General features: G+C 69.3%; 23 protein-coding genes. 19 read left to right on the top strand and 4 right to left on the bottom strand.

Annotated elements, in window-relative coordinates:
* Positions 1-165: 165 nt before the first annotated feature.
* Together ACFRMN_RS27715 and ACFRMN_RS27710 are read left to right on the top strand one after the other, a co-directional pair.
* On the top strand, positions 166-1,293 hold the full coding sequence (locus tag ACFRMN_RS27715; RefSeq protein WP_383024096.1) for a ferrochelatase: 1,128 nt from the start codon (positions 166-168) through the stop codon (positions 1,291-1,293).
* Positions 1,294-1,304: 11 nt separating this feature from the next.
* Entirely contained in the window at positions 1,305-2,141 is an 837-nt protein-coding gene (locus ACFRMN_RS27710) for an inositol monophosphatase family protein (RefSeq protein WP_383024093.1), read from the top strand.
* 184 nt (positions 2,142-2,325) lie between these two features.
* Here ACFRMN_RS27710 and ACFRMN_RS27705 read toward each other — a convergent pair whose 3' ends face one another.
* Positions 2,326-2,508 (bottom strand): hypothetical protein, encoded by a 183-nt coding sequence (locus ACFRMN_RS27705; protein WP_351390653.1) that lies wholly within the window; start codon positions 2,506-2,508, stop codon positions 2,326-2,328.
* A gap of 350 nt (positions 2,509-2,858) precedes the next feature.
* On the opposite strand from ACFRMN_RS27705, the gene ACFRMN_RS27700 reads away from it, so the two are divergent.
* The 4 genes from ACFRMN_RS27700 (at position 2,859) to ACFRMN_RS27685 (ending at position 6,388) form a co-directional block, all read left to right on the top strand.
* The gene (locus ACFRMN_RS27700; RefSeq protein WP_030350181.1) at positions 2,859-3,512 is read left to right on the top strand and encodes a response regulator transcription factor; all 654 of its coding nucleotides are present in this window, start codon (positions 2,859-2,861) and stop codon (positions 3,510-3,512) included.
* A gap of 8 nt (positions 3,513-3,520) precedes the next feature.
* The gene (locus ACFRMN_RS27695) at positions 3,521-4,759 is read left to right on the top strand and encodes a sensor histidine kinase (RefSeq protein WP_383024089.1); all 1,239 of its coding nucleotides are present in this window, start codon (positions 3,521-3,523) and stop codon (positions 4,757-4,759) included.
* Between the two features lie 404 nt (positions 4,760-5,163).
* The gene (locus tag ACFRMN_RS27690; protein WP_030350183.1) at positions 5,164-5,460 is read left to right on the top strand and encodes a DUF4193 domain-containing protein; all 297 of its coding nucleotides are present in this window, start codon (positions 5,164-5,166) and stop codon (positions 5,458-5,460) included.
* A gap of 13 nt (positions 5,461-5,473) precedes the next feature.
* Entirely contained in the window at positions 5,474-6,388 is a 915-nt protein-coding gene (locus ACFRMN_RS27685) for a hypothetical protein (protein WP_383024086.1), read from the top strand.
* A gap of 52 nt (positions 6,389-6,440) precedes the next feature.
* Here ACFRMN_RS27685 and ACFRMN_RS27680 read toward each other — a convergent pair whose 3' ends face one another.
* Positions 6,441-6,899 (bottom strand): DUF3093 domain-containing protein, encoded by a 459-nt coding sequence (locus ACFRMN_RS27680; RefSeq protein ID WP_383024083.1) that lies wholly within the window; start codon positions 6,897-6,899, stop codon positions 6,441-6,443.
* A gap of 58 nt (positions 6,900-6,957) precedes the next feature.
* On the opposite strand from ACFRMN_RS27680, the gene ACFRMN_RS27675 reads away from it, so the two are divergent.
* The 11 genes from ACFRMN_RS27675 to ACFRMN_RS27625 all read left to right on the top strand — a co-directional run bounded on the left by ACFRMN_RS27675 (position 6,958) and on the right by ACFRMN_RS27625 (position 18,389).
* Positions 6,958-7,578 (top strand): PaaI family thioesterase, encoded by a 621-nt coding sequence (locus tag ACFRMN_RS27675; protein WP_383024081.1) that lies wholly within the window; start codon positions 6,958-6,960, stop codon positions 7,576-7,578.
* Entirely contained in the window at positions 7,575-8,099 is a 525-nt protein-coding gene (dut, locus tag ACFRMN_RS27670; RefSeq protein ID WP_383024079.1) for a dUTP diphosphatase, read from the top strand. The genes ACFRMN_RS27675 and dut overlap by 4 nt, the downstream gene beginning before the upstream one ends.
* Position 8,100: 1 nt before the next feature.
* Positions 8,101-8,883, top strand: coding sequence for a DUF3710 domain-containing protein (locus ACFRMN_RS27665; RefSeq protein WP_383024076.1), 783 nt, complete (start codon positions 8,101-8,103; stop codon positions 8,881-8,883).
* 294 nt (positions 8,884-9,177) lie between these two features.
* Positions 9,178-9,267, top strand: a complete 90-nt coding sequence (kdpF, locus tag ACFRMN_RS27660; protein ID WP_037727062.1) for a K(+)-transporting ATPase subunit F — start codon at positions 9,178-9,180, stop codon at positions 9,265-9,267.
* A 3-nt stretch (positions 9,268-9,270) separates the two neighbouring features.
* A complete protein-coding gene (gene kdpA, locus ACFRMN_RS27655; protein WP_383024073.1) occupies positions 9,271-10,935 on the top strand; it encodes a potassium-transporting ATPase subunit KdpA in 1,665 nt (554 codons plus the stop codon).
* A complete protein-coding gene (kdpB, locus tag ACFRMN_RS27650) occupies positions 10,932-13,076 on the top strand; it encodes a potassium-transporting ATPase subunit KdpB (protein WP_383024071.1) in 2,145 nt (714 codons plus the stop codon). Before kdpA ends, kdpB begins: the two co-directional genes overlap by 4 nt.
* Before the next feature lie 14 nt (positions 13,077-13,090).
* Positions 13,091-13,753: a potassium-transporting ATPase subunit C gene (locus ACFRMN_RS27645; RefSeq protein WP_383024165.1), complete on the top strand. Its 663-nt coding sequence runs from the start codon at positions 13,091-13,093 to the stop codon at positions 13,751-13,753.
* Positions 13,754-13,878: 125 nt separating this feature from the next.
* Entirely contained in the window at positions 13,879-16,422 is a 2,544-nt protein-coding gene (locus tag ACFRMN_RS27640) for a DUF4118 domain-containing protein (RefSeq protein ID WP_383024068.1), read from the top strand.
* A 26-nt stretch (positions 16,423-16,448) separates the two neighbouring features.
* Positions 16,449-17,138, top strand: a complete 690-nt coding sequence (locus ACFRMN_RS27635) for a response regulator (protein ID WP_383024065.1) — start codon at positions 16,449-16,451, stop codon at positions 17,136-17,138.
* Positions 17,139-17,171: 33 nt separating this feature from the next.
* The gene (locus tag ACFRMN_RS27630; RefSeq protein ID WP_165372066.1) at positions 17,172-17,558 is read left to right on the top strand and encodes an OB-fold nucleic acid binding domain-containing protein; all 387 of its coding nucleotides are present in this window, start codon (positions 17,172-17,174) and stop codon (positions 17,556-17,558) included.
* Positions 17,559-17,669: 111 nt separating this feature from the next.
* On the top strand, positions 17,670-18,389 hold the full coding sequence (locus ACFRMN_RS27625; protein WP_383024162.1) for a DUF3159 domain-containing protein: 720 nt from the start codon (positions 17,670-17,672) through the stop codon (positions 18,387-18,389).
* Positions 18,390-18,482: 93 nt separating this feature from the next.
* On the opposite strand, the gene ACFRMN_RS27620 is transcribed toward ACFRMN_RS27625, so the two are convergent.
* Both ACFRMN_RS27620 and ACFRMN_RS27615 read right to left on the bottom strand, forming a co-directional pair.
* Positions 18,483-19,160 (bottom strand): potassium channel family protein, encoded by a 678-nt coding sequence (locus tag ACFRMN_RS27620; protein WP_383024062.1) that lies wholly within the window; start codon positions 19,158-19,160, stop codon positions 18,483-18,485.
* On the bottom strand, positions 19,160-19,828 hold the full coding sequence (locus tag ACFRMN_RS27615) for a TrkA family potassium uptake protein (RefSeq protein WP_030350197.1): 669 nt from the start codon (positions 19,826-19,828) through the stop codon (positions 19,160-19,162). The genes ACFRMN_RS27620 and ACFRMN_RS27615 overlap by 1 nt, the downstream gene beginning before the upstream one ends.
* A gap of 590 nt (positions 19,829-20,418) precedes the next feature.
* Between ACFRMN_RS27615 and ACFRMN_RS27610 the strand changes: the two genes are divergently transcribed.
* Positions 20,419-22,467, top strand: a complete 2,049-nt coding sequence (locus tag ACFRMN_RS27610; RefSeq protein WP_383024059.1) for an APC family permease — start codon at positions 20,419-20,421, stop codon at positions 22,465-22,467.
* Between the two features lie 229 nt (positions 22,468-22,696).
* Positions 22,697-24,025 carry a class I SAM-dependent RNA methyltransferase gene (locus tag ACFRMN_RS27605; protein WP_383024057.1) on the top strand — a complete coding sequence of 443 codons (1,329 nt, stop codon included), beginning with the start codon at positions 22,697-22,699 and terminating at the stop codon, positions 24,023-24,025.
* The last annotated feature ends 134 nt before the right edge of the window (positions 24,026-24,159 follow it).

Raw genomic sequence — 24,159 nt, 5'->3', positions numbered from 1 at the left:
AATGAATCTGGCGATACAGCTTACGGTCGCGCTCCCGCGTACGCGCCCCGATTTTCGGACCGGACGATCGGACCGGACGATACGGGGCGACATCGGCCGACGCCGGGCGGGGCGGGGCGAGGCGCGGTTGCCGGGCCCGGAGAGCCGGGTGGGAGGATCGGACACATGCCAGAACAGCTCGCGACTTCCCCCTACGACGCTCTCCTTCTGCTGTCCTTCGGCGGTCCCGAGGGCCCGGACGATGTGGTTCCGTTCCTGGAGAACGTGACCCGGGGCCGTGGCATCCCCAAGGAACGGCTGAAGGAAGTGGGCAAGCACTACTTCCTGTTCGGCGGGGTCAGCCCGATCAACGAACAGAACCGCGCCCTGCTGGACGCCCTGCGCAAGGACTTCGTCGAGCACGGCGTGGACCTGCCGGTCTACTGGGGCAACCGCAACTGGGCGCCGTATCTGACCGACACCCTGCGCGAGATGGTCGCGGACGGCCGGCGCCGTATCGCTGTCCTCGCCACCAGCGCGTACGCCTCGTACTCGGGCTGCCGCCAGTACCGCGAGAACCTCGCGGACGCGCTCGCCACCCTGGCCGACGAGGGGCTCGCGGTGCCCCGGGTGGACAAACTGCGCCACTACTTCAATCACCCCGGCTTCGTACGCCCCATGGTCGACGGCGTGCTCGCCTCGCTCGCGGACCTGCCGCCGGACGTACGCGCGGGCGCGCGTCTCGCCTTCACCACCCACTCCATCCCCGACGCCGCCGCCGACACCTCGGGACCCGTCGAGGCCCACGGCGAGGGCGGTGCCTATGTGGCGCAGCATCTCGACGTCGCCCGGCTGATCGCGGACGCGGTCCGCGAGGAGACCGGCGTCGAGCACCCCTGGCAGCTCGTCTACCAGTCGCGCAGCGGCGCCCCGCACATCCCGTGGCTGGAGCCGGACATCTGCGACCACCTGGAGACCCTGCACGGCGAGGGCGTCCCCGCCGTCGTGATGGCCCCCATCGGCTTCGTCTCCGACCACATGGAGGTCCTGTACGACCTCGACACCGAGGCCACCGCCAAGGCCGCGGAGCTGGGACTCCCCGTACGCCGCTCGGCGACGGTGGGGGCGGATCCGCGCTTCGCCGCGGCGGTACGTGATCTCCTCCTGGAACGCGCCGCCTCCGAGCGGGGGCGTGCGGTGGAACGCTGCTCCCTGGGCGCGCTCGGCCCGAGCCATGACCTCTGCCCCGTCGGCTGCTGCCCCGCCCGTGCCCCCAGGCCCGCCGCGGCGGGCGCCGACAGTCCTTACGCCTGAAGGAGCCCACTGTGACCGACGCCCCGCACGCTGTGACCGACGCCCCGAACGAGGACGCCCTGAGCGGGGAACTGCTCGCACTCGCCCTGGAGGCGGCGAGCCGGGCCGGTGCGCTGCTGCGTGACGGCCGCCCCGACGATCTGGCCGTCGCCGCCACCAAGTCCAGCCCCATCGACGTGGTCACCGAGATGGACATCGCGGCCGAGAAGCTGATCACCGGCTATCTCTCCGAACACCGCCCCGACGACGGCTTCCTCGGCGAGGAGGGCGCCAGCTCGGCGGGCAGCAGCGGGGTCCGCTGGGTCATCGACCCGCTGGACGGCACGGTCAACTACCTTTACGGGCTGCCCACTTGGGCCGTCTCCATCGCGGCGGAACGCGACGGCGAGACGCTGGCCGGAGTCGTCGCGATCCCGCTGCGCCGCGAGATCTTCCGCGCCGTGCGCGGCGGCGGAGCGTTCCTCAATGACCGCCCGATCGGCTGCCGCCCCGCTCCGCCGTTGGAGCGTGCCCTGGTGTCGACCGGCTTCAACTACGTCACCGCCGTCCGCACCCATCAGGCGGGGATCGCCCAGCGGCTGATCCCCCAACTGCGCGACATCCGCCGCGGCGGATCGGCGGCGACCGACCTCTGCGATGTCGCGGCGGGGCGGCTCGACGGCTACTACGAGCGCGGACTGCACCCCTGGGACCTGGCGGCCGGCGATCTCATCGCCCGCGAGGCGGGCGCGCTCACGGGCGGCCGTCCCGGCACCCGGCCGGGCTGGGACCTGACGGTGGCCGCCACCCCCGGCGTCTTCGAGCCCCTTCAGTCGCTGCTTGAGGAGTACGGCGCCTGGCACGACTAGGTCCCCCCCCGCACCAGAACCCGGGCGGCGGCCCGGACGGACGGGCATACGGAAGGGCCCCGGCACCGTTCCCCTCGGCGCCGGGGCCCTTCTCTGTAGGTATCTACGGCTCTGTAAGTGTCGTGAATCTGTATGTCTGTACGGCTATGGCTGTACGACTGTGTCTGTACGACCGCGGTGCGGGTCAGACGCCGCTGGGGGCGCCTACCTCCACATCCACGCCGTGCTCGGCGGCAAGCCGGCGAAGGTCGTCCAGCTCTTCCTGTTCGACATCCGCGAGGAAGTCGTCGCCCGTTTCACGGGCATGGGTGAGATCCGTTTCCGTGGCCTTTATACGCTGCAGAAGCCCGGCGGTGAACGCGTCCATTGCGCCCCCTCGTCGTGGGTCAGTGGCACGGGGGTGTGCCGACGTCGTGGTCGGTGGCACGGGGGTGTGCCGACGGCGGGAAGATCACGCACCCACTGCCTCTGGATGACAGATAAGGGTGTGGCATGCCACAAACAGGGCGTGATCTCGGGTGTGAAATCGTCTTCCCCACGGTCCGCCGCCGAGAAACCTCAACGCATCAACGAATCCGGTCCATTCCCGGATGTGCCAGGTCATCCGGCATCGTCTTACCGCCGGTTTATGGCCGTTAAGGGCAGGATGGGCCCGCACAGCCAGTGATACAACCTGCCCTGATCACGGGTGACGGGCCCAGAGGAAGGAACAGCGACGTGCGCGTACTCGTCGTCGAGGACGAGCAGCTGCTCGCCGATGCGGTGGCCACCGGACTGCGCCGGGAGGCCATGGCCGTCGACGTCGTGTACGACGGCGCGGCGGCGCTGGAGCGCATCGGGGTGAACGACTACGACGTGGTGGTGCTCGACCGCGACCTGCCCGTCGTCCACGGCGACGACGTCTGCCGGAAGATCGTCGAGCTGGGGATGCCCACCCGGGTCCTCATGCTCACGGCCTCGGGCGATGTCAGCGACCGGGTCGAGGGGCTGGAGCTGGGCGCGGACGACTATCTGCCCAAGCCCTTCGCGTTCAGCGAGCTGACCGCGCGGGTACGGGCGCTCGGCCGCCGTACGACCGTACCGCTGCCTCCCGTGCTGGAGCGCTCCGGGATCAAGCTCGACCCCAACCGCCGCGAGGTCTTCCGCGACGGCAGGGAGATCCAGCTCGCCCCCAAGGAATTCGCGGTGCTCGAAGTCCTCATGCGCAGCGAGGGCGCGGTCGTCTCGGCCGAGCAACTGCTGGAGAAGGCGTGGGACGAGAACACGGACCCGTTCACCAATGTCGTGCGCGTGACCGTCATGACGCTGCGCCGCAAGCTCGGTGAGCCACCGGTGATCGTCACGGTGCCCGGCTCCGGTTACCGGATCTGATGCGCGTGATGAGCACACCCGCGCCCCCTGTGCCGCCCGCGGCGCCCCCGAAACCGACCTGGGACCCCAGACGCCCCGACCAGTCGCTCCCCTGGGTGCGTCCGACCATCCGGATACGGCTCACGCTGCTCTACGGCGGAATGTTCCTGATCGCTGGCATCCTGCTGCTCTCGATCATCTATCTGCTGGCCGCGCAGGCGCTGCACGTGGGCAGCGAGCTGCCCTTCAAGATCGTGTCGGGAAAGGTGAGCAGCGACGTCTGCAACTTCCCGGACCAGGCGCCCCCGGAGGAGTTCAACGCGGCGATGAACAGCTGCGTCAACCACCAGCGCCAGCAGGCGCTCGACGATCTGCTCAGCCGCTCGCTCTTCGCGCTGGTCGGCCTCAGCGTCATCGCGTTCGCCTTCGGGTACGCGATGGCCGGCCGGGTCCTCTCGCCGCTGGGCCGGATCACCCGCACCGCGCGGCGCGTGGTCGGCTCCGACCTGTCCCGGCGCATCGAGCTGGACGGCCCCGACGACGAGCTCAAGGAGCTGGCCGACACCTTCGACGAGATGCTGGACCGGCTGGAGCGGGCGTTCAGCGCGCAGCAGCGGTTCGTCGCGAACGCCTCGCACGAGCTGAGAACACCGCTCGCCATCAACCGCACCCTGCTGGAGGTCCATCTCTCCGATCCGGGGGCGCCCGTGGAGCTCCAGCAGCTGGGCAAGACCCTGCTGGCCACCAACGAGCGCAGTGAGCAGCTGGTGGAGGGCCTGCTGCTGCTCGCCCGCAGCGACAACGAGATCGTGGAGCGAAAACCGGTCGATCTCGGCGAGGTCGCGACCCGTGCTGTGGACCAGACGCTCTCCGAGGCGGAGGCGAAGGGGGTGGAGATCCGTGGTGAACGTGTGCCCGCCGTCGTGCAGGGGAACGGCGTCCTGCTGGAAAGGATCGCGCTGAATCTGGTGCAGAATGCCGTCCGGTACAACATCCCGGAGGGCGGCTGGGTTGAGGTCACCACCGCGACCGAGCAGGGCCAGGCGATCTTGGTGGTGTCGAACACCGGTCCCGTGGTTCCCGCGTACGAGATCGATAATCTGTTCGAGCCGTTCCGGCGGCTGCGGACGGAGCGCACCGGCAGTGACAAGGGCGTTGGCCTCGGCCTTTCGATCGCCAGATCTGTCGCGCGCGCCCATGGTGGACGAATTCACGCCGAACCGCGCGAAGGCGGTGGACTCGTGATGCGTGTCACTCTCCCGGTCTGAGAGACTGCGCGGAGTGTTCGGGCGGAAGATTTGCTTTGTTCGCTTTGCGCGGAATTCTCGCCATCGATTTTCGCCGGGCCCATGTGTGATCGATCACAGGGTCGAATTCCCGCCTATCCACTCTGCGTGATCAAGCCTTCAACGGAAAGCCGGTAAAGTCCGGGTTTCCAGGGGTCGGGATCACGGGAAGTACACGGGGTGGCGCCCGTGAAGTACGACGTTGGGACCGTGTACGGTCCCCTTCGCCACCTGAAGCCGATCACTCCACGTGAGTCCGGTTGGGTGTCGATTGAGTAACAGACCTTGATGTGAGGCAAAATCTCCGCCTCAGGTCGGGCACAAGTCCGGCCTCTCACGCGTTACCCGCGCTGAGACACCACAGACACCCAGAGGGGGAGAGCGACATGGCAACGGATTACGACACCCCACGCAAGACCGATGACGACGTCGATCAGGACAGCCTTGAAGAGCTGAAGGCCCGTCGGAACGACAAGTCCACGTCAGCGGTCGACGTCGACGAGTTCGAGCAGGCCGAGGGCCTGGAACTGCCCGGCGCGGATCTCTCCAACGAGGAGCTGTCCGTCCGGGTGCTGCCCAGGCAGGCGGATGAGTTCACCTGCATGAGCTGCTTCCTGGTGCACCACCGCTCCCAGCTCGCCAGGGAGAAGAACGGCCAGCCCATCTGCCGCGACTGCGACTGAGGTCAGGACGGCCGTGGCAGGCGACACACCGTTCCGGAAACGGCGCTTCCGGCGTAAGGGTTCACCGGAGGTGTATGAGGGCGGCACAGGCCCGGCAGAAGGCGTTCAGCCCGCTGCCGAGCACTCCGCCCTGTCGCCCCGTTCCGGCACGGGGGACGACGAGCGAGGCCTGCCGGCCTCGCTCGAAGCGGACCGGGAAGACCACGGCGGCCCCAAGACCGGGGGCCGGCGCCTGGACACCATCAAACGGGGTGTACGCAGGGGCGGCGACAGCGCGAAGGCCGCGCTGGCCCATCTCGCCGACCGGATCATCGAGAACGCTCCTCGGGTTCCGGTCCGCGATCTCGCCACCCTCCGCAAGCAGTTCCCGGGCCTCGGTCCGGAGGAACTGGCGGACAAGCTGGTCGCGGGCGCCGCGAACAGCACCTCCACAGTCGGCGCGGGTATCGGCGCGGCCGCGATGATGCCCGTACCGCCCGCGATGCCGGCCGAGCTGGCAGCCGAGATCACCGCCGTCGCCGCGATCGAGCTGAAGCTCATCGCGGAGCTGCACGAGGTCTACGGACTGCGCCCGCCCGGCACGCTCAGGGAGCGCAGCGCCGCCTATCTGACCTCCTGGACGGAGGAGCGCGGGGTCGACATCACCAAACCGTCGACCTTCAACGGCGCGCTGAGCGGCCGGATGAAGCGTGAGCTGCGGCAGCAGATCATGAAGCGCACGGTCCGCAGCCTGCCGAATCTGGTTCCGTTCATGATCGGAGCGGCCGTCGGCGCGATGATGAACCGGCGGGACACCAAGAAGGTCGCCGAGCGCATCCGCAAGGACCTGCGGGCCCGCCAGATCCCCTGGGGCGCGCTGCCCGCGCTGCCCCCGCTGGAGAGGCCCGCCGAGCTTCCCGCGGAACTGCCCAGGGAACTGGGCCACTAGGCCCACCGGCCCCCCAGGGGCCCACCAGGCCCGCCGGCCCCCGAGCGGGCTCTCAGGCGGCCCGTACCGCGTCCAGCGCCGCCGCCAGTGCCTTCGGGTCGCGTGTCGACACATATACGTACGGCGTCGGGTCGTCCGGGTCCGTGATCTCCACGCGCAGTGCCGTCGGCACATAGCTGCGCAGGAGCATGAAGGCGCGCGGGTCGGCCTTGTGCTGCCGCCAGGCCCGCGCCTCCTCCTCGTCGAGCACCTCCGCGTCACCGAGCGCAGAGACCGGGATCCTCGCCTCGCCCGCGACCAGCGAGTCCGCCGCCACCCGGATCCGCGCCGAGCCGTACGAACTCACCCCCGCCGCCGCCAGCGCGCCGGCGCCGATCACCCCGCCGAGCATCGGCAGCGGCCCCAACGGCAGCGTGATCAGACCGCCCGCGACGGCGATCAGGGCGGCGATCCCCCACCAGGACGGGGGGGCGGTCAGGCGTTCGTCGTAGCGCACGGCGGAAGGCTCCATGGAGCCAAGCTTGGCACGGTGCGGTTCCCGGGCGACCGCGCGGGTAAGGTCTGCGCCTGTGAGTAACGTGCCATCCCGGGGAACGCCCCCCGGATCCCCAGCGGGGCCGGGGCCCCTGACACCGCCGGCCGACGCCGTACCGCCGGTACGGCACCCCGACGCCCCCGCTCCCGGTGAGCCGCTCGGGGCGCACTACGAACATTGTTTCGGCTGCGGCGAGGCACAGCCCCATGGACTCCAGATGCTGGCGCGCGCCGGTGAGGGCGTCCGTATCATCGCCGAGTTCACGGTCAAGCCCGCCCACCAGGGCGCCCCCGGGCTCGCGCACGGCGGTGTGCTGGCCACCGCGCTGGACGAGACGCTCGGCTCGCTGAACTGGCTGCTGCGGGTGGTCGCCGTGACCGGCCGGCTCCAGACCGAGTTCCTGCGGCCCGTACCGGTGGGCACGTCGCTGTATCTGGAGGCCGAGGCCACGGCCGTCCACGGGCGGAAGATCTACTCCACCGCCACCGGCAGGCTCGGCGGCCCCGAGGGACCCGTCGCCATCCGTGCCGATGCCCTTTTCATCGAGGTCAAGATCGATCATTTCATCGACAACGGCCGCCAGGAGGAGATCCGGGCGGCGATGGCCGATCCCGACCAGATCAAGCGCGCCCGCGCCTTCGAGGTGAACCCATGAGTCCTGCCCCTGCCGGCCCCCTTGACGTGCTGATCCGCCGGGTCGATCCGGAGGCTCCGCTTCCGTCGTACGCGCACCCGGGCGACGCGGGAGTCGATCTGGTCACCACCGAGGCAGCGGAGCTCGCCCCCGGCGAGCGGGCGGTCCTGCCGACGGGGGTGGCCATCGCCCTGCCCGACGGCTACGCGGCCTTCGTGCACCCCCGCTCCGGGCTGGCCGCCCGCTGCGGTGTCGCCCTGGTGAATGCCCCCGGGACGGTGGATGCCGGGTACCGTGGAGAGATCAAGGTGATCGTGGTCAATCTGGACCCGCGCGAGAGCGTTCGATTCGAGCGGTTCGACCGGATTGCCCAGCTGATCGTCCAGCGGGTCGAGAAGGTGCGCTTCCACGAGGTGGCGGAACTTCCCGGCTCCGCGCGGGCCGAGGGGGGCTTCGGCTCCACCGGTGGTCATTCCGCCGTGGGCGGGGTACAGGGTGGGAATCGATACGCTTCGGTCGTATCCGACCGGGAAGGACAGTGACGTGTTCGGACGTCGCAAGAAGAGTGGTTCCGCAGAGGGCACGGCGGACGCAGCGGGCGAGGCCGGGCAGCTCACCGACGGCGTCGGCGTGGACGCCGATGACAGCGAGGCGGGGGACGCACCCCGCCGGGCGAACCTTCCGCCGGCGCCCAGGCCCGACGGTCCCTGGGACATCTCCGAGGTCTCCAAGCCCGAAGAGGGCCGGGTGGATCTGGGGGGCGTCTTCGTCCCCGCGGTCGACGGCATGGAGCTTCGGGTAGAGGTCGCCGGTGACGCGATCGTCGCCGCCACCGTCGTCGTGCGCGACAGCGCCGTACAGCTCCAGGCCTTCGCGGCGCCCAAGAAGGAAGGTATCTGGGGCGAGGTCCGCGAGGAGATCGCCTCCGGTATCACCCAGCAGGGCGGCATCATCGACGAGGTCGAGGGTCCGCTGGGCTGGGAGCTGCGCGCCCAGGTCCCCGTACAGCTGCCGGACGGCACCGGAGGCGTACAGCTGGTGCGCTTCATCGGGGTCGACGGACCGCGCTGGTTCCTGCGCGGTGTGATCTCCGGGCAGGGTGCGGTGCAGCCCGAGGCCGCGGGGCTGCTTGAGCAGATCTTCCGGGACACCGTCGTCGTACGCGGCGAGGGACCGATGGCGCCCCGCGACCCCATCGTCCTCAAGCTGCCGGACGACGCGCAGATGGTGGCCGAGGGCGTTCAGCAGGAGGAGCAGGAGGGATCCCGCTTCTCCGGTGGCATGGGACAGCTCCAGCGTGGTCCGGAGATCACCGAAGTGCGCTGACACCTGATCGGAAATAGCGTGGGCCGCACCCCGTCGAGGGGTGCGGCCCATTGCTGTTTCCACCGGCCTTTTCACAGGTCACGGGCGTGACCGTAGGAAGTTCGTCAAGCGGGGGCCCTCATTCGTATGGGACCCGTCAACAGAGGCGGAGTCCGCCGGATCAGCGGGTTTCCTCAAGGGGGTCAGATCTTCCGTACTCATTCAGGAGCACCCGATGGCCGACCTGGCCTTCGTCGTCACCACGATCGCGGTCTTCGCGCTGGTGGCCCTCATCGCCAAGGGGGTGACGAAGCTATGACCGCGGAGAACATCGTCGGCCTGGTCGTGGCCGTCGCCCTGCTGGGCTATCTCGTCCTCGCCCTTCTCTTCCCCGAGAGGTTCTGAGTGATGAGCCCCGTCCTCGCCGGTGTGCTCCAGCTGCTCGCCCTCATAGCGGCGCTCGCTCTGGCGTACCGCCCGCTCGGTGACCACATGGCGCGTGTCTACTCCTCGCCCAGGCATCTGAGGGCCGAGAAGTGGATCTACCGCGCCATCGGCGCCAATCCCGCCACCGAGATGCGCTGGCCCGCCTATCTGCGTGGTGTCCTCGCCTTCTCCGCGGTCAGCGTCCTCTTCCTGTATCTGCTCCAGCGGGTCCAGGGCGGTCTGCCGGGCTCGCTCGGCTTCGCGTCGATCGATCCGGACCAGGCGTTCAACACGGCCGCGTCCTTCGTCTCCAACACCAACTGGCAGTCGTACTACGGCGAACAGGCCATGGGCCATGTCGTACAGACCGGCGGTCTCGCGGTGCAGAACTTCCTCTCCGCCGCCGTCGGCATGGCCGTCGCGGTGGCGCTGGTACGCGGCTTCGCCCGCTCCCGCACCGGTGAGCTGGGCAACTTCTGGTCGGACCTGGTGCGCGGCACCGTCCGGATCCTGCTGCCGATCTCTGTCATCGGCGCGCTCGTCCTGGTCGCCTGCGGCGCCATCCAGAACTTCGCGGGTATCCATGAGGTCGGGCAGTTCATGGGCGGCTCGCAGCAGTGGAACGGCGGCGCCGTCGCCTCCCAGGAGGTCATCAAGGAGCTGGGCACCAACGGCGGCGGTTACTTCAACGCCAACTCCGCCCACCCCTTCGAGAACCCCAACCCGATCTCGAACCTCTTCGAGATCTTCCTGATCCTGCTCATCCCGTTCGCGATGACCCGCACCTTCGGCCGGATGGTGGGCAGCCTCCGGCAGGGGTACGCGATCCTCGTCGCGATGCTGGTGATCTGGCTCGGCTTCACGGCGCTGATGATGTGGACCGAGTTCCACCACGGCGGCCCGGCGTTCGACATCGCGGGCGGCGCCCTGGAGGGCAAGGAGACCCGCTTCGGAGTCGGCGGCTCGTCGATCTTCGCGGTGGCCACCACCCTCACCTCGACCGGCGCGGTCAACTCCTTCCTCTCCTCGTTCACCGGGTTCGGCGGCGGTATCGCGATGCTGGGCATGCAGCTCGGTGAGATCGCGCCGGGCGGGGTCGGCTCCGGTCTCTACGGCATGCTGATCATGGCCGTCATCGCGGTGTTCATCGCGGGTCTGATGGTCGGACGTACGCCCGAGTATCTGGGCAAGAAGATCGGCAGCCGCCAGATCAAGTTCGCCGCCTGCTACATCCTGATCACCCCGGCGCTGGTGCTCTGCTTCACCGCCGTGGCGATGGCGCTGCCCACCCCGACGAACTCCCTGACCAACTCGGGGCCGCACGGCTTCTCCGAGATCCTTTACGCGTACACCTCGGGCGCCAACAACAACGGTTCGGCGTTCGCCGGGCTCAACGCGGACACCCAGTGGTTCAACACCACGATCGGGCTGGCGATGCTGCTCGGCCGCTTCGTGCCCATGGTGTTCGTCCTCGCGCTGGCCGGATCGCTCGCCGAGCAGAGCCCCGTACCCAAGACCGCGGGCACACTCCGCACGGAGAAACCGCTGTTCAGCGGAGTGCTGGTGGGCACGATCCTGATCGTCGCCGGCCTGACCTACTTCCCGGCGCTGGCGCTGGGCCCGCTGGCCGAGGGGCTGGCGTCATGAACACTCGTACGAAGCAAGAGGACGCGATGTCCAGTACCACTCCGGCCCGCGCGCCGCACAGCGATGTTCCCACCGGGCACAAACCCGATGACGGACGCGTCGGCGGGGGCCTGTTCGACCCCAAGCAGCTGCTGCGCTCCTTCCCGGAGGCGGTGAGGAAGCTCGACCCGCGGTCGATGGCCAAGTCGCCCGTGATGTTCGTGGTCCTCATCGGGTCCGTCCTCAGCACCGTCTTCGCCGCGCTGAGCCCCGGGGACTGGTTCGGCTGGGCCGTGGCCGCCTGGCTCTGGCTGACGACGATCTTCGCGAATCTGGCGGAGGCGGTCGCCGAGGGGCGTGGCAAGGCGCAGGCCGACACCCTGCGCAAGGCCAAGACCGACACCGTCGCCCGCCGGATCGTCGGCGCACACGAGGAGCGGGTGCCCGGCACGGAGCTGTGCGTCGGCGATCTGGTCGTCTGCGAGGCCGGCGACATCATCCCCGGCGACGGCGATGTGGTCGAAGGCGTCGCCTCTGTCGACGAGTCGGCCATCACCGGTGAATCGGCGCCCGTCATCCGGGAGTCGGGCGGCGACCGCTCGGCCGTCACCGGCGGTACGAAGGTCCTCTCCGACCGCATCGTCATCAAGATCACCACGAAGCCCGGCGAGACCTTCATCGACCGGATGATCGCGCTGGTGGAGGGTGCGGCCAGACAGAAGACGCCCAATGAGATCGCGCTGAACATCCTGCTGGCCTCGTTGACGATCGTCTTCCTGCTCGCGGTCGTCACGCTCCAGCCGTTCGCCGTCTACGCGGGCCAGCGCCAGCCGGTGATCGTGCTGATCGCGCTGCTGGTCTGTCTGATCCCGACCACCATCGGCGCGCTGCTCTCCGCGATCGGCATCGCCGGCATGGACCGGCTCGTACAGCGGAACGTGCTCGCCATGTCGGGGCGTGCGGTCGAGGCCGCGGGCGATGTGTCGACTCTGCTGCTCGACAAGACCGGCACGATCACCCTCGGCAACCGGCAGGCCGCCGAGTTCGTTCCGGTCAAGGGTGTGACGGAGGCCGAGCTCGCCGACGCGGCCCAGCTCTCCTCCCTGGCCGACGAGACCCCCGAGGGCCGCTCCATCGTGGTGCTGGCCAAGGAGAAGTACGGGCTGCGCGAGCGCCACCAGGGCGAGCTGGCCGGCGCCGAGTGGGCCGCCTTCACCGCCCAGACCCGGATGTCCGGTGTCGACCTCGTGGAGAACGGGGTGCGGCGCAAGGTACGCAAGGGCGCGGCCGGTTCGGTCGCCGCCTGGGTCCGCGAGCGCGGCGGCCCGGTGTCCGAGGACACCCGGGAACTCACCGACGCGATCTCTGAGGCCGGTGGTACGCCCCTGCTGGTCGCCCTGGAGGACGACACCGGCGGTGCCCGGGTGCTCGGTGTCATCCACCTCAAGGACGTGGTCAAGGAGGGGATGCGGGAGCGGTTCGACGAGCTGCGCCGTATGGGCATCAAGACCGTCATGATCACCGGTGACAACCCGCTGACCGCACGGGCGATCGCGGAGGAGGCCGGTGTGGACGACTTCCTCGCCGAGGCCACCCCCGAGGACAAGATGGCCCTCATCCGGAGTGAGCAGGCGGGCGGCAAGCTCGTCGCGATGACCGGCGACGGGACGAACGACGCCCCGGCGCTGGCGCAGGCGGATGTCGGCGTGGCCATGAACACCGGTACGTCGGCCGCCAAGGAGGCCGGGAACATGGTGGACCTGGACTCCAACCCGACCAAGCTCATCGAGATCGTCGGCATCGGCAAGCAGCTGCTCATCACCCGTGGCGCGCTGACGACCTTCTCCATCGCCAATGACGTCGCGAAGTACTTCGCGATCATCCCCGCGATGTTCGCGGTCGTCTATCCGAGCCTGGACAAGCTCAACATCATGCGGCTGTCCTCGCCGGAGTCCGCGATCCTCTCCGCGGTCATCTTCAACGCGCTGATCATCGTCGCGCTCGTACCGCTCGCGCTCAGGGGCGTGCGCTACCGGCCGATGAGCGCCGACAGGATGCTCCGCAGGAATCTGGGGATCTACGGCCTCGGCGGACTGATCGCCCCCTTCATCGGCATCAAGATCATCGATCTGCTCCTCTCCCTCATCCCCGGCATCGGGTGAACGGCATGACATCCATGAACAGCTCGGCACGCAACACCGCACGGCTCCTCGGGGCCGGGGCGCGCGCTCTCCTCGTCCTCACCGTCCTGTGCGGGGTGCTCTACCCGCTGGCCGTCACCGGCGTCGCCCAGGGCCTCTTCCCCCACCGGGCGAACGGGTCGGAGGTCAAGGAGGCCGGCGAGGTCGTCGGCTCCTCGCTCATCGGCCAGCGCTACGACCTGCCGCTGAAGAAGGGCCAGGAGACCCCGGAGCCCGACCTCAAGTGGTTCCAGCCGCGCCCGTCCAACGGCCTGGGCAGCAACAGCGTCAACACCCAGTACAAGCTGATCCTCTCCGGGGCCACCAACCGGTCGGGCGACAACGAAGAGCTGATCAAGTGGGTCAAGGACGCCAAGGCCGCGGTGATCAAGGACAACTCCACCCCCGGTTACCGGGTCCCGGCCTCCGCCGTACCGCCGGACGCCGTCACCTCCTCGGGCTCCGGCCTCGACCCGGACATCTCACCGGCGTACGCCCAGCTCCAGGTCCACCGGGTGGCCGAGCGGAACCAGCTCTCCGTCCAGCAGGTGGAGAAACTGGTCAAGGACCACACCCAGCAGCGCGTTCTCGGCTTCGTCGGGGAACCCCGGGTGAATGTCCTCGCGCTGAACGTCGCGCTTCGGGAGTTGATCGGCTGACCATCAGAATCGTGTCAAGACCGACTCACGAGACCGGTGCCGCCCCTTTTGTCCGCATCCCTGGCTGTAGTTTCGACACGGTCGGCGCGTCGGGCGCGGTGGCTCTTCTGGAAGACAATGGGGCCATGGGACGCGGCAAGCTTCGTATCTACCTGGGTGCGGCACCGGGCGTCGGCAAGACATACGCGATGCTCTCCGAGGCGCATCGCAGGGTGGAGCGCGGCACGGACTGTGTCGTGGCGTTCGTCGAGCATCATGACCGGCCGCGTACGGAAGTGATGCTGCACGGACTCGAAGCGGTCCGGCGGCGCGAGCTCGATTACCGCGGGACGGTCTTCACGGAGATGGACATCGACGCGGTGCTTGAGCGCCGTCCGGCCGTCGCCCTGGTCGACGAACTGGCACACACCAATGTGCCGGGCTCCCGCAACGCCAAGCGCTGGCAGGACGTCGAGGAACTGCTCAAGGCCGGGATCGAGGTCGTGTCCACGGTCAATATCCAGCATCTGGAGTCACTCGGCGATGTCGTCGAGTCGATAACCGGAGTACGGCAGCAGGAGACCGTCCCCGACGAGATGGTGCGCCGCGCCGACCAGATCGAGCTTGTCGACATGTCGCCCCAGGCGCTGCGGCGGCGCATGGCGCACGGCAATGTCTACAAGCCCGACAAGGTCGACGCGGCGCTCTCGCACTACTTCCGCCCCGGCAACCTCACCGCGCTGCGTGAGCTGGCGCTGCTCTGGGTCGCCGACCGGGTGGACGAATACCTCCAGCAGTACCGCGGCGAGCACAACATCCGCTCCACCTGGCAGGCCAGGGAGCGCATCGTCGTCGGCCTCACCGGCGGACCGGAGGGACGTACGCTCATCCGGCGCGCCGCCCGGATGGCCGCGAAGGGCTCCGGCAGCGAGATCCTGGCCGTCTACATAGCCAGGAGCGACGGCCTGACCGCCGCCTCGCCCAAGGAACTGACGGTCCAGCGCACCCTGGTGGAGGACCTGGGCGGCACCTTCCACCATGTCATCGGCGACGACATCCCCTCCGCGCTGCTCGAATTCGCGCGCGGGGTCAACGCCACCCAGATCGTGCTGGGCTCCAGCCGGCGCAAGACCTGGCAGTACATCTTCGGGCCCGGAGTCGGCGCCACCGTCGCCCGGGAGTCCGGACCCGATCTGGACGTCCATATCGTCACGCACGAGGAGGCCGCCAAGGGGCGCGGGCTGCCAGTGGCGCGCGGGGCCAGACTCGGCCGCTCCCGGATCGTCTGGGGCTGGCTGGCCGGGGTGGCCGCGCCCGTACTGCTCTCGCTGCTGCTGACGGCGCTGAACAACACGCCGGGGCTCGCCAACGATGTCCTGCTGTTCCTGTTCCTGACCGTGCTGGCCGCGCTGCTCGGCGGACTGCGGCCCGCCCTCGCGTCGGCCGCCGTGGGCTCGCTGCTGCTCAACTTCTACTTCACGCCGCCCACCCACACGCTGACCGTGTCGGACCCCAAGAACCTGGTCGCCATCGTGATCTTCTTCGCGGTGGCCGTGTCGGTGGCGTCCGTGGTGGATCTGGCGGCCCGCCGTACCCACCAGGCGTCCCGGCTGCGCGCCGAGTCGGAGATCCTCTCCTTCCTGGCCGGCAGCGTGCTGCGCGGGGAAACCACACTGGACGCGCTGCTCGAACGGGTACGCGAGACGTTCGCCATGGAGTCCGTCGCACTGCTCGAACGTACGAGCGATGTCGAGCCGTGGACCCGGGCCGGCAGCGTCGGACCGCACCCCGTCGACCGCCCCGAGTCCGCCGATGTCGACATGCCGGTCGGCGACCATATGGCGCTGGCGCTCTCCGGCCGCGTGCTGCCCGCCGAGGACCGGCGCGTGCTCGCCGCCTTCGCCGCCCAGGCCGCCGTCGTACTCGACCGGCAGCGCCTGGTGGGCGAGGCGGAACAGGCCCGTGCGCTCGCCGAGGGCAACCGCATCCGTACGGCGCTGCTGGCGGCCGTCAGTCACGACCTGCGGACCCCGCTGGCCGGCATCAAGGCCTCGGTCACCTCACTGCGCTCCGACGATGTCGAGTGGTCCGAGGAGGACCAGGCCGAACTGCTGGAGGGCATCGAGCACGGCGCCGACCGGCTGGACCATCTGGTCGGCAATCTGCTCGACATGTCCCGGCTCCAGACCGGTACCGTCACCCCGCTGATGCGGGAGATCGACCTCGATGAGGTGGTCCCGTGGGCACTGGGCGGCGTACCGGAGAACAGCGTGGAGCTGGACATACCCGAATCCCTGCCCATGGTGACCGTGGATCCCGGTCTGCTGGAGCGCGCGGTCGCCAATATCGTCGAGAACGCCGTCAAGTACAGCCCCGAGGGACGGCTCGTCACCGTCGCGGCCAGCACGCTGGGCGCGCGGGTCGAGGTACGGGTCGTGGACCGGGGCCCCGGCGTCCCCGACGATGCCAAGGACCGGATCTTCGAACCCTTCCAGCGTCACGGCGACGCGCCGCGCGGGGCCGGAGTCGGCCTCGGCCTCGCGGTCGCCCGTGGCTTCGTGGACGCGATGGGCGGCACGCTGGCCGCCGAGGACACCCCCGGCGGCGGTCTGACCATGGTCCTCACCCTCTCAGCGGCGTCCGGACGAGAGCCGGTACGTCCCGAACCACCCGCCCGGTTCCTCACATGACCGGGACAGCAGAAAGGCAGGCCCCTATGACCCGGGTGCTCGTGGTCGACGACGAGCCGCAGATCGTACGCGCGCTGGTGATCAATCTGAGAGCACGCAAGTACGAGGTGGAGGCGGCGTCCGACGGCGCGAGCGCGCTGGAACTGGCCGCCGCCCGCCATCCCGATGTCGTCGTGCTCGACCTCGGCCTCCCGGACATGGACGGCGTCGAGGTCATCAAGGGCCTGCGCGGCTGGACCCGCGTACCGATCCTGGTGCTCTCCGCGCGCCACACCTCCGACGAGAAGGTCGAGGCGCTGGACGCGGGCGCCGACGACTATGTCACCAAGCCCTTCGGCATGGACGAACTGCTGGCCAGGCTGCGCGCCGCGGTCCGGCGGGCCGAGCCGGTCGGCGGCGACGGCGACGAGACGGTCTCGGTCGTGGAGACCGAGGGGTTCACCGTCGATCTGGCCGCCAAGAAGGTCCACCGCGAGGGCAGGGACGTACGGCTCACCCCGACCGAGTGGCATCTGCTGGAGGTGCTCGTACGCAACACCGGCCGGCTGGTCAGCCAGAAACAGCTCCTCCAGGAGGTCTGGGGCCCGTCGTACGGCACCGAGACCAACTATCTGCGGGTCTATATGGCCCAGCTGCGCCGCAAGCTGGAGGCGGATCCGTCGCACCCCAGGCACTTCGTCACCGAACCGGGCATGGGCTATCGGTTCGAGCGTTGATCCGACCCGTCCATACCCCGGTACGCTTTGTCCATGAGTGCTGAGAAGCCGACCGGCCGCTTCCGCCGGATGCTCGACCGGCTCTCCAGCTCCCAGGAGGATCTGGAGTCCGAGGAACTGCAGGAGGACGCGCAGGCATCGGGCTGTACGCGGATCTCCGACTGCAACGACCGCCAGATCGTACGGGTGACTGGTACGTTGCGGACGGTCACCTTGCGTCCACGGGCCGGAGTGCCCGCGCTGGAGGCGGAGCTGTTCGACGGCACCGCGCCGCTGGACGTGGTGTGGCTGGGCCGGCGCTCGATCGTGGGCATAGAGCCGGGCCGCAAGCTGATCGCCTCCGGCCGGATCTCCCTGAGCCACGGCCGGCGGGTGCTGTTCAATCCCAAATACGAACTCCGACCACTCGGACAGGAGTAGCCGGTGACGTCACCCGACAAGCCCGCCGCCTCGACCGCTTCCCCCACCGCCTCATCTCCCTCATCTCCCTCCTCCGACACCTCGGCCGCTTCGGCCGCTTCGGACGGCGATGTGAAAGCCGCCACCGAGGCGGCTCTTTTCGAGGCCTTCGGCGGCCTGCGCGGCATGGTGGAGACGGTCCTCCCCGGCCTGCTCTTCGTCACGATCTTCACGGTCAACAAGGACCTGCACACATCGGCGATCGCCGCCCTGGCCGTCTCGCTGCTGCTCGTCGTGGTCCGGCTGATCCGCCGGGACACCGTCAAGCACGCCTTCAGCGGGGTCTTCGGTGTCGCGTTCGGTGTCGTCTTCGCGATGATGACCGGCGACGCCAAGGACTTCTATCTGCCCGGCATGATCTACACGCTGGGGCTGGCGGTCGCGTACATCGCCACCACGCTCGCGGGCGTGCCGCTGATCGGGCTGATCCTCGGCCCGATCTTCAAGGAGAACCTCTCCTGGCGCACCCGTAACCCGGGCCGCAAGAAGGCCTATGCCAAGGCCAGCTGGGCCTGGGGGCTGATCCTGCTCGCCAAGTGCGCGATCCTCTTTCCGCTCTACTGGTGGGCGGACACCAACCAGGACACCACCCAGTTCGGCTGGGTTCTGATCGCGCTCAAGATCCCGCCGTTCCTGCTGGCGGTCTATCTGACCTGGGTCTTCCTGGCGAAGGCGCCGCCGCCGATCGATGTGTTCGCCGAGATGGAGGCGGAGGAGCGGGCCGAGAAGGAGCGCGCGGCCGCCGTCGCCGCGCCGACCGGGGACGGGTCGGGGCCACGGCACCGCCGGTAGGCGATCGTCACCGGTCCGCCCGGACCGTCTCTGGGCGCGGGACAGGCCGTACGGGCAGGCTTTCGCCCGTACGGCCTGTCCTGTGTCAGGGCGTCAGCCGGCCGCGTCCTCGCGGCGTACCGACAGCAGATCCTCCAACTGCTCCTCGCGGGCCTGGGCCGCCACGAACAGCAGCTCGTCGCCCGCCTCCAGCGTCTCCTCCGGATTCGGAGTGAGGACGCGCGTCCCGCGGATGATCGTGACCAGCGAGGTGTCCTCGGGCCAGATCACATCACCGACCTGCGTGCCGGTCACGGCCGACTCCGGCGGCAGCGTCAGCTCGACCAGGTTCGCGTCGCCATGGCTGAAGCGCAGCAGCCGTACGAGATCGCCGACGCTCACCGCCTCCTCGACCAGCGCCGACATCAGACGCGGCGTGGAGACCGCGACATCCACCCCCCAGGACTCGTTGAAGAGCCATTCGTTCTTGGGGTTGTTGACCCGGGCCACCACCCGTGGGACGCCGTACTCGGTCTTGGCGAGCAGTGAGACGACCAGATTGACCTTGTCGTCGCCCGTCGCCGCGATCACGACGTGGCAGCGCTGGAGCGCCGCCTCGTCCAGTGACGTGATCTCACAGGCGTCGGCCAGCAGCCATTCCGCCAGCGGCACCCGCTCCACCGAAATGGCGGACGGCGCCTTGTCGATCAGCAGGACCTCGTGTCCGTTCTCCAGCAGCTCACCCGCGATGGAACGGCCCACCGCGCCTGCCCCGGCAATCGCGACGCGCATCAGTTCCCGCCTCCGTCCGGGCCCTCGGCGAATGCCGCCTCGACCTTCTCGATGTCGTCCGTACGCATCATCACGTGGACGAGATCGCCCTCCTGCAGCACCGTCTGGGACGTCGGCAGCATCGCCTCGCCCAGCCGGGTCAGAAACGCGACACGGACGCCCGTCTCCTCCTGGAGCGTGCTGATCTTGTGGCCGATCCAGCTCTCCGCGGTGTGCACCTCGGCGAGTTGTACGCCGCCGCTCGGATCGCGCCACAGCGGCTCCGCGCCGGACGGCAGCAGCCGGCGCATCATCTGGTCGGCGGTCCAGCGGACCGTGGCCACGGTCGGGATGCCCAGCCGCTGGTAGACCTCGGCGCGCTTCGGGTCGTAGATACGGGCGGCCACGTTCTCGATGCCGAACATCTCGCGGGCCACCCGGGCGGCGATGATGTTGGAGTTGTCGCCGCTGCTCACCGCGGCGAAGGCGCCGGCGTCCTCGATCCCCGCGTCGCGCAGGGTGTCCTGGTCGAATCCGACCCCGCTGACGCGACGGCCGCCGAAACCGGAGCCGAGCCGCCGGAACGCGGTGGGGTCCTGGTCGATGACGGCGACGGTGTGCCCCTGCTGCTCCAGGTTCTGCGCGAGTGCGGCACCCACCCGGCCACAGCCCATGATGACAATATGCACGGCCCTACCCCGCACTCCTCATACCCCACCTGAACTGCGTATACATCCTGCTCATGTCTCTTCTCTCGGCTCGCCGGGCAACACGTTGCGGGCACTTGGGGGCCCGCGGGGCACCATGTGCCGACTGGCTGCCGGTCAGGGGCCCGAGCGGTGCCGGGGATGTCGCCCTCGTCCGCGCTCAGGCCCACCGTATCGGCAACCAGGAACGGGAGATCAGGCGTGTGCCCCGTCGGCTGGTCCCGTGCCGCGTGACGCCGGAGCGCGGAGTGTGGCACTGCGCGCGGTCAATCTCTCCCCCTCTCCCCCGTGAGCGTCGACACGATCAGCGATCTGATCGATGTGATCGATGTGATCGCCCGTTGTGAACGAGGCGGCTCGGAGCGGGGCGGCTCGGAGCGGGGCGGCGACTGAACCTCGGAGTGACGGAACGCCCGGACGGAGCCGAGATGCCGAGGATGAGGAACGGATCGCCGCCCGCGCCGAGCACGTCGCGCATCGACGGCACCCACCGGGGGCCCGCCGACATGCCGGGCCGCAGGTGAGGGGTGGTGCCCGCACACGGTCTTGTTCGAACGCATACGATCCCTTCCGTGTCCAAACTGACCGACGTGCCCAAACGGATCCTGATCGGGCGGGCGCTGCGTAGCGACAGGCTCGGGGAGACCCTTCTCCCCAAGCGCATCGCCCTGCCCGTCTTCGCCTCCGACCCGCTGTCCTCGGTGGCGTACGCGCCGGGAGAGGTCCTTCTGGTCCTGTCCATCGCGGGTGTGTCGGCGTACCAGTTCAGCCCCTGGATCGCGCTGGCCGTCGTGGTCCTGATGTTCACGGTCGTCGCGTCGTACCGGCAGAACGTGCACGCCTATCCGAGCGGCGGCGGCGACTACGAGGTCGCCACCACCAACCTCGGCCCCAAGGCCGGCCTCACCGTCGCCAGCGCGCTGCTCGTCGACTACGTACTGACCGTGGCGGTGTCGATCTCCTCCGGCGTGGAGAACCTCGGATCCGCGATCCCCTTCGTGGTGGAGAACAAGGTCCTCTGCGCCATCGGGATAATCGTGCTGCTCACGCTGATGAACCTGCGCGGCGTACGGGAGTCCGGCAAGCTCTTCGCGATCCCGACGTATGTCTTCGTCGGCGGGGTGTTCCTCATGATCATCTGGGGCGCGTTCCGGGGACTCGTACTCAACGAGACCATGCACGCCCCGACGTCCGACTTCGAGATCAAGGCCGAGCATCAGGGCCTGGCCGGCTTCGCGCTGGTCTTCCTGCTGCTGCGGGCCTTCTCCTCCGGCTGCGCCGCGCTGACCGGTGTCGAGGCGATCAGCAATGGCGTGCCGGCCTTCCGCAAGCCGAAGAGCAGGAACGCGGCGACGACCCTCGCCCTGATGGGCGGCCTCGCCGTCACGATGTTCTGCGGCATCATCGTCCTGGCCATGGCCACCGATGTGAAGATGGCGGAGTCGCCCGGTACGGACCTGCTCCGCGACGGCGTCCCGGTCGGCTCGGGCTATGTGCAGAACCCGGTCATCTCGCAGGTCGCCGCCGCCGTCTTCGGCAGCGGCACGTTCCTGTTCGTCCTGCTCGCCGCGGCCACCGCGCTGGTCCTCTTCCTGGCCGCCAACACCGCGTACAACGGCTTCCCGGTGCTCGGCTCGATCCTCGCCCAGGACCGCTATCTGCCGCGCCAGCTGCACACCCGCGGCGACCGGCTGGCCTTCTCCAACGGCATCGTGGTGCTGGCCGGGGCCGCCGCGCTGCTCGTCGGCCTCTACGGCGCGGACTCCACCCGGCTGATCCAGCTCTACATCGTCGGTGTCTTCGTCTCCTTCACGCTCAGCCAGACCGGCATGGTCCGGCACTGGAACCGCCATCTGCGGACCGAGCGGGACCCGGCCAAGCGCCGCCATATGATCCGGTCCCGGGCGATCAACACCTTCGGTGCCTTCTTCACCGGTCTGGTGCTGGTCGTCGTGCTGGCGACCAAGTTCACCCATGGCGCCTGGGTCGCGCTGCTCGGCATGGTGATCTTCTACGGGACGATGACCGCGATCCGAAAGCACTACGACCGGGTCTCGGCGGAGATCGCCGCTGCCGAGGGACCGTCCGACGACAGCGTCCGGCCGTCCCGGGTGCACTCGATCGTGCTCGTCTCCAAGGTCCACAAACCCACGCTGCGCGCCCTCGGGTACGCCAAGCTGATGCGCTCGGACACGCTGGAGGCGCTCAGCATCAATGTCGACCCGGCGGAGACGAAGCAGCTGAGGGAGGAGTGGGAGCGGCGCGGCATCAACGTACCGCTGAAGATCCTCGACTCCCCGTACCGCGAGATCACCCGGCCGGTGATCGAGTACGTACGCGGTCTGCGCTCGGAGAATCCGCGCGACGCGGTGAGCGTCTACATCCCGGAGTATGTGGTCGGCCGCTGGTACGAGCATCTGCTGCACAACCAGAGCGCGCTGCGGCTCAAGGGGCGGCTGCTCTTCACTCCGGGGGTGATGGTCACCTCGGTGCCGTACCAGCTGGAGTCCTCGGAGCTGGCGAAGAAGCGGGCGAAGAGGCGCGCGGCGTATGTGGCGCCGGGTGCGGTCAGGCGCGGTCCGGTGGACTCGCGGCCGAAGGAGCCGGAAGGGAAGGGCTGAGTGGGCCGGGAGGGCTGAGGGGGGCCGGGGCCGGGGCTGAGCGGGCCGGGAGGGCTGAGCGGGGCCGGGGCTGAGCGGGCGGGCCGCGGACGAGGGACTGGCTCGTGGCGGCCGGGTGGGTGACGCGCACGTAGACTGGTGGGCTGTCGTCCACCCCCTCACTGTTTCCCCCTTGCCCCTTATCTTTTCCGCTGATTTCTTTTCCTCTGATCTTTTGGAGCCACCTCCCATGTCAACAGAACCGCAGGCTTCGCTGATCGGGGAGGAGTACGAGGTCGAGGTGGGCCCCGTCGCTCATGGCGGCCACTGCGTCGCCCGTACCTCCGGGGGCCGTGTGCTCTTCGTACGGCACGCCCTGCCCGGCGAGAAGATCGTCGCGCGCGTGACGGAGGGCGAGGAGGACTCCCGCTATCTCCGCGCCGACGCGGTGAAGATCATTGAGCCGTCGAAGGACCGGGTCGAGGCTCCGTGCCCGTACGCGGGCCCCGGCCGGTGCGGCGGCTGCGACTGGCAGCACGCCAAGCCGGGCGCGCAGCGCCGTTTCAAGGGCGAGGTCATCGCCGAACAGCTCCAGCGGCTCGCGGGCCTCACCCCGGAGGAGGCGGGCTGGGACGGTACGGTCATGCCCGCCCCCGGCGACAAGCTGCCCGCCGGCGAGGTGCCGGCCTGGCGCTCGCGCGTGCAGTACGCGATCGACAAGGACGGGCGCGCTGGGCTGCGCAAGCACCGGTCGCACGAGGTCGAGCCGGTCGAGCACTGCATGATCGCCACGGAAGGCGTCAGCGAACTGGGCGTGGAGCGGCGTGAGTGGCCGCAGATCGCCACGGTCGAGGCGATCGCGGCGTCGGGCTCCGGCGACCGGCAGGTGATCCTCACCCCGCGCGAGGGCGGCCGGCTGCCGCTGGTGGAGCTGGACAAGCCGGTGTCCGTCCTGCGGGTGGACGAACGCGACGGGGGAGTGCACCGGGTCCACGGCCGCGCCTTCGTCCGCGAGCGCGCCGACGGCCGTACGTACCGCGTCGGCATGGGCGGCTTCTGGCAGGTCCACCCGCAGGCGCCGCAGATGCTGGTGGAGGCCGTGATGCAGGGCCTGATGCCGAGAAAGGGTGAGACGGCGCTCGATCTGTACTGCGGAGTGGGCCTGTTCGCCGGGGCGATCGCGGAGCGCGTCGGGGAGACCGGCGCTGTGCTCGGCATCGAATCCGGCAAGCGCGCGGCCGAGGACGCCAGGCACAACCTCCAGGACCTGCCCCGGGTCCGGATCGAACAGGGCAAGGTCGACCAGGTGCTGCCGCGCACCGGAATCACCGAGACGGACCTCATCGTCCTGGACCCGCCCCGCGCGGGCGCGGGCAAGCAGACGGTCAAGCACCTCTCGGCCCTCGGCGCCCGCCGCATCGCCTACGTCGCCTGCGACCCGGCAGCCCTCGCCCGGGACCTGGCGTACTTCCGGGAGGGCGGCTACCGCCCGCGCACGCTGCGGGCCTTCGACTTCTTCCCGATGACGCATCACGTGGAGTGCGTGGTGATTCTGGAGCCGGCCGCCAAGGGCTCCTGACCTGTGGTTTTATTCGTGCGCGTTAGGTGCGGTGTGGGCGTTACGGGCGATATCTTGACGCTGAAATGACGCTCGTGGCGCTCATTCGACGCTCGTTCTGATGGAGTGTCAGGCGCCTTGCCGGGCAGGTCAGC

Source organism: Streptomyces sp. NPDC056835, assembly GCF_042789485.1.
Taxonomy (GTDB): Bacteria; Actinomycetota; Actinomycetes; order Streptomycetales; family Streptomycetaceae; genus Streptomyces.
Note: the sequence above shows the minus strand (reverse complement) of the source record. Positions and strands in the feature narration are given on the sequence as shown.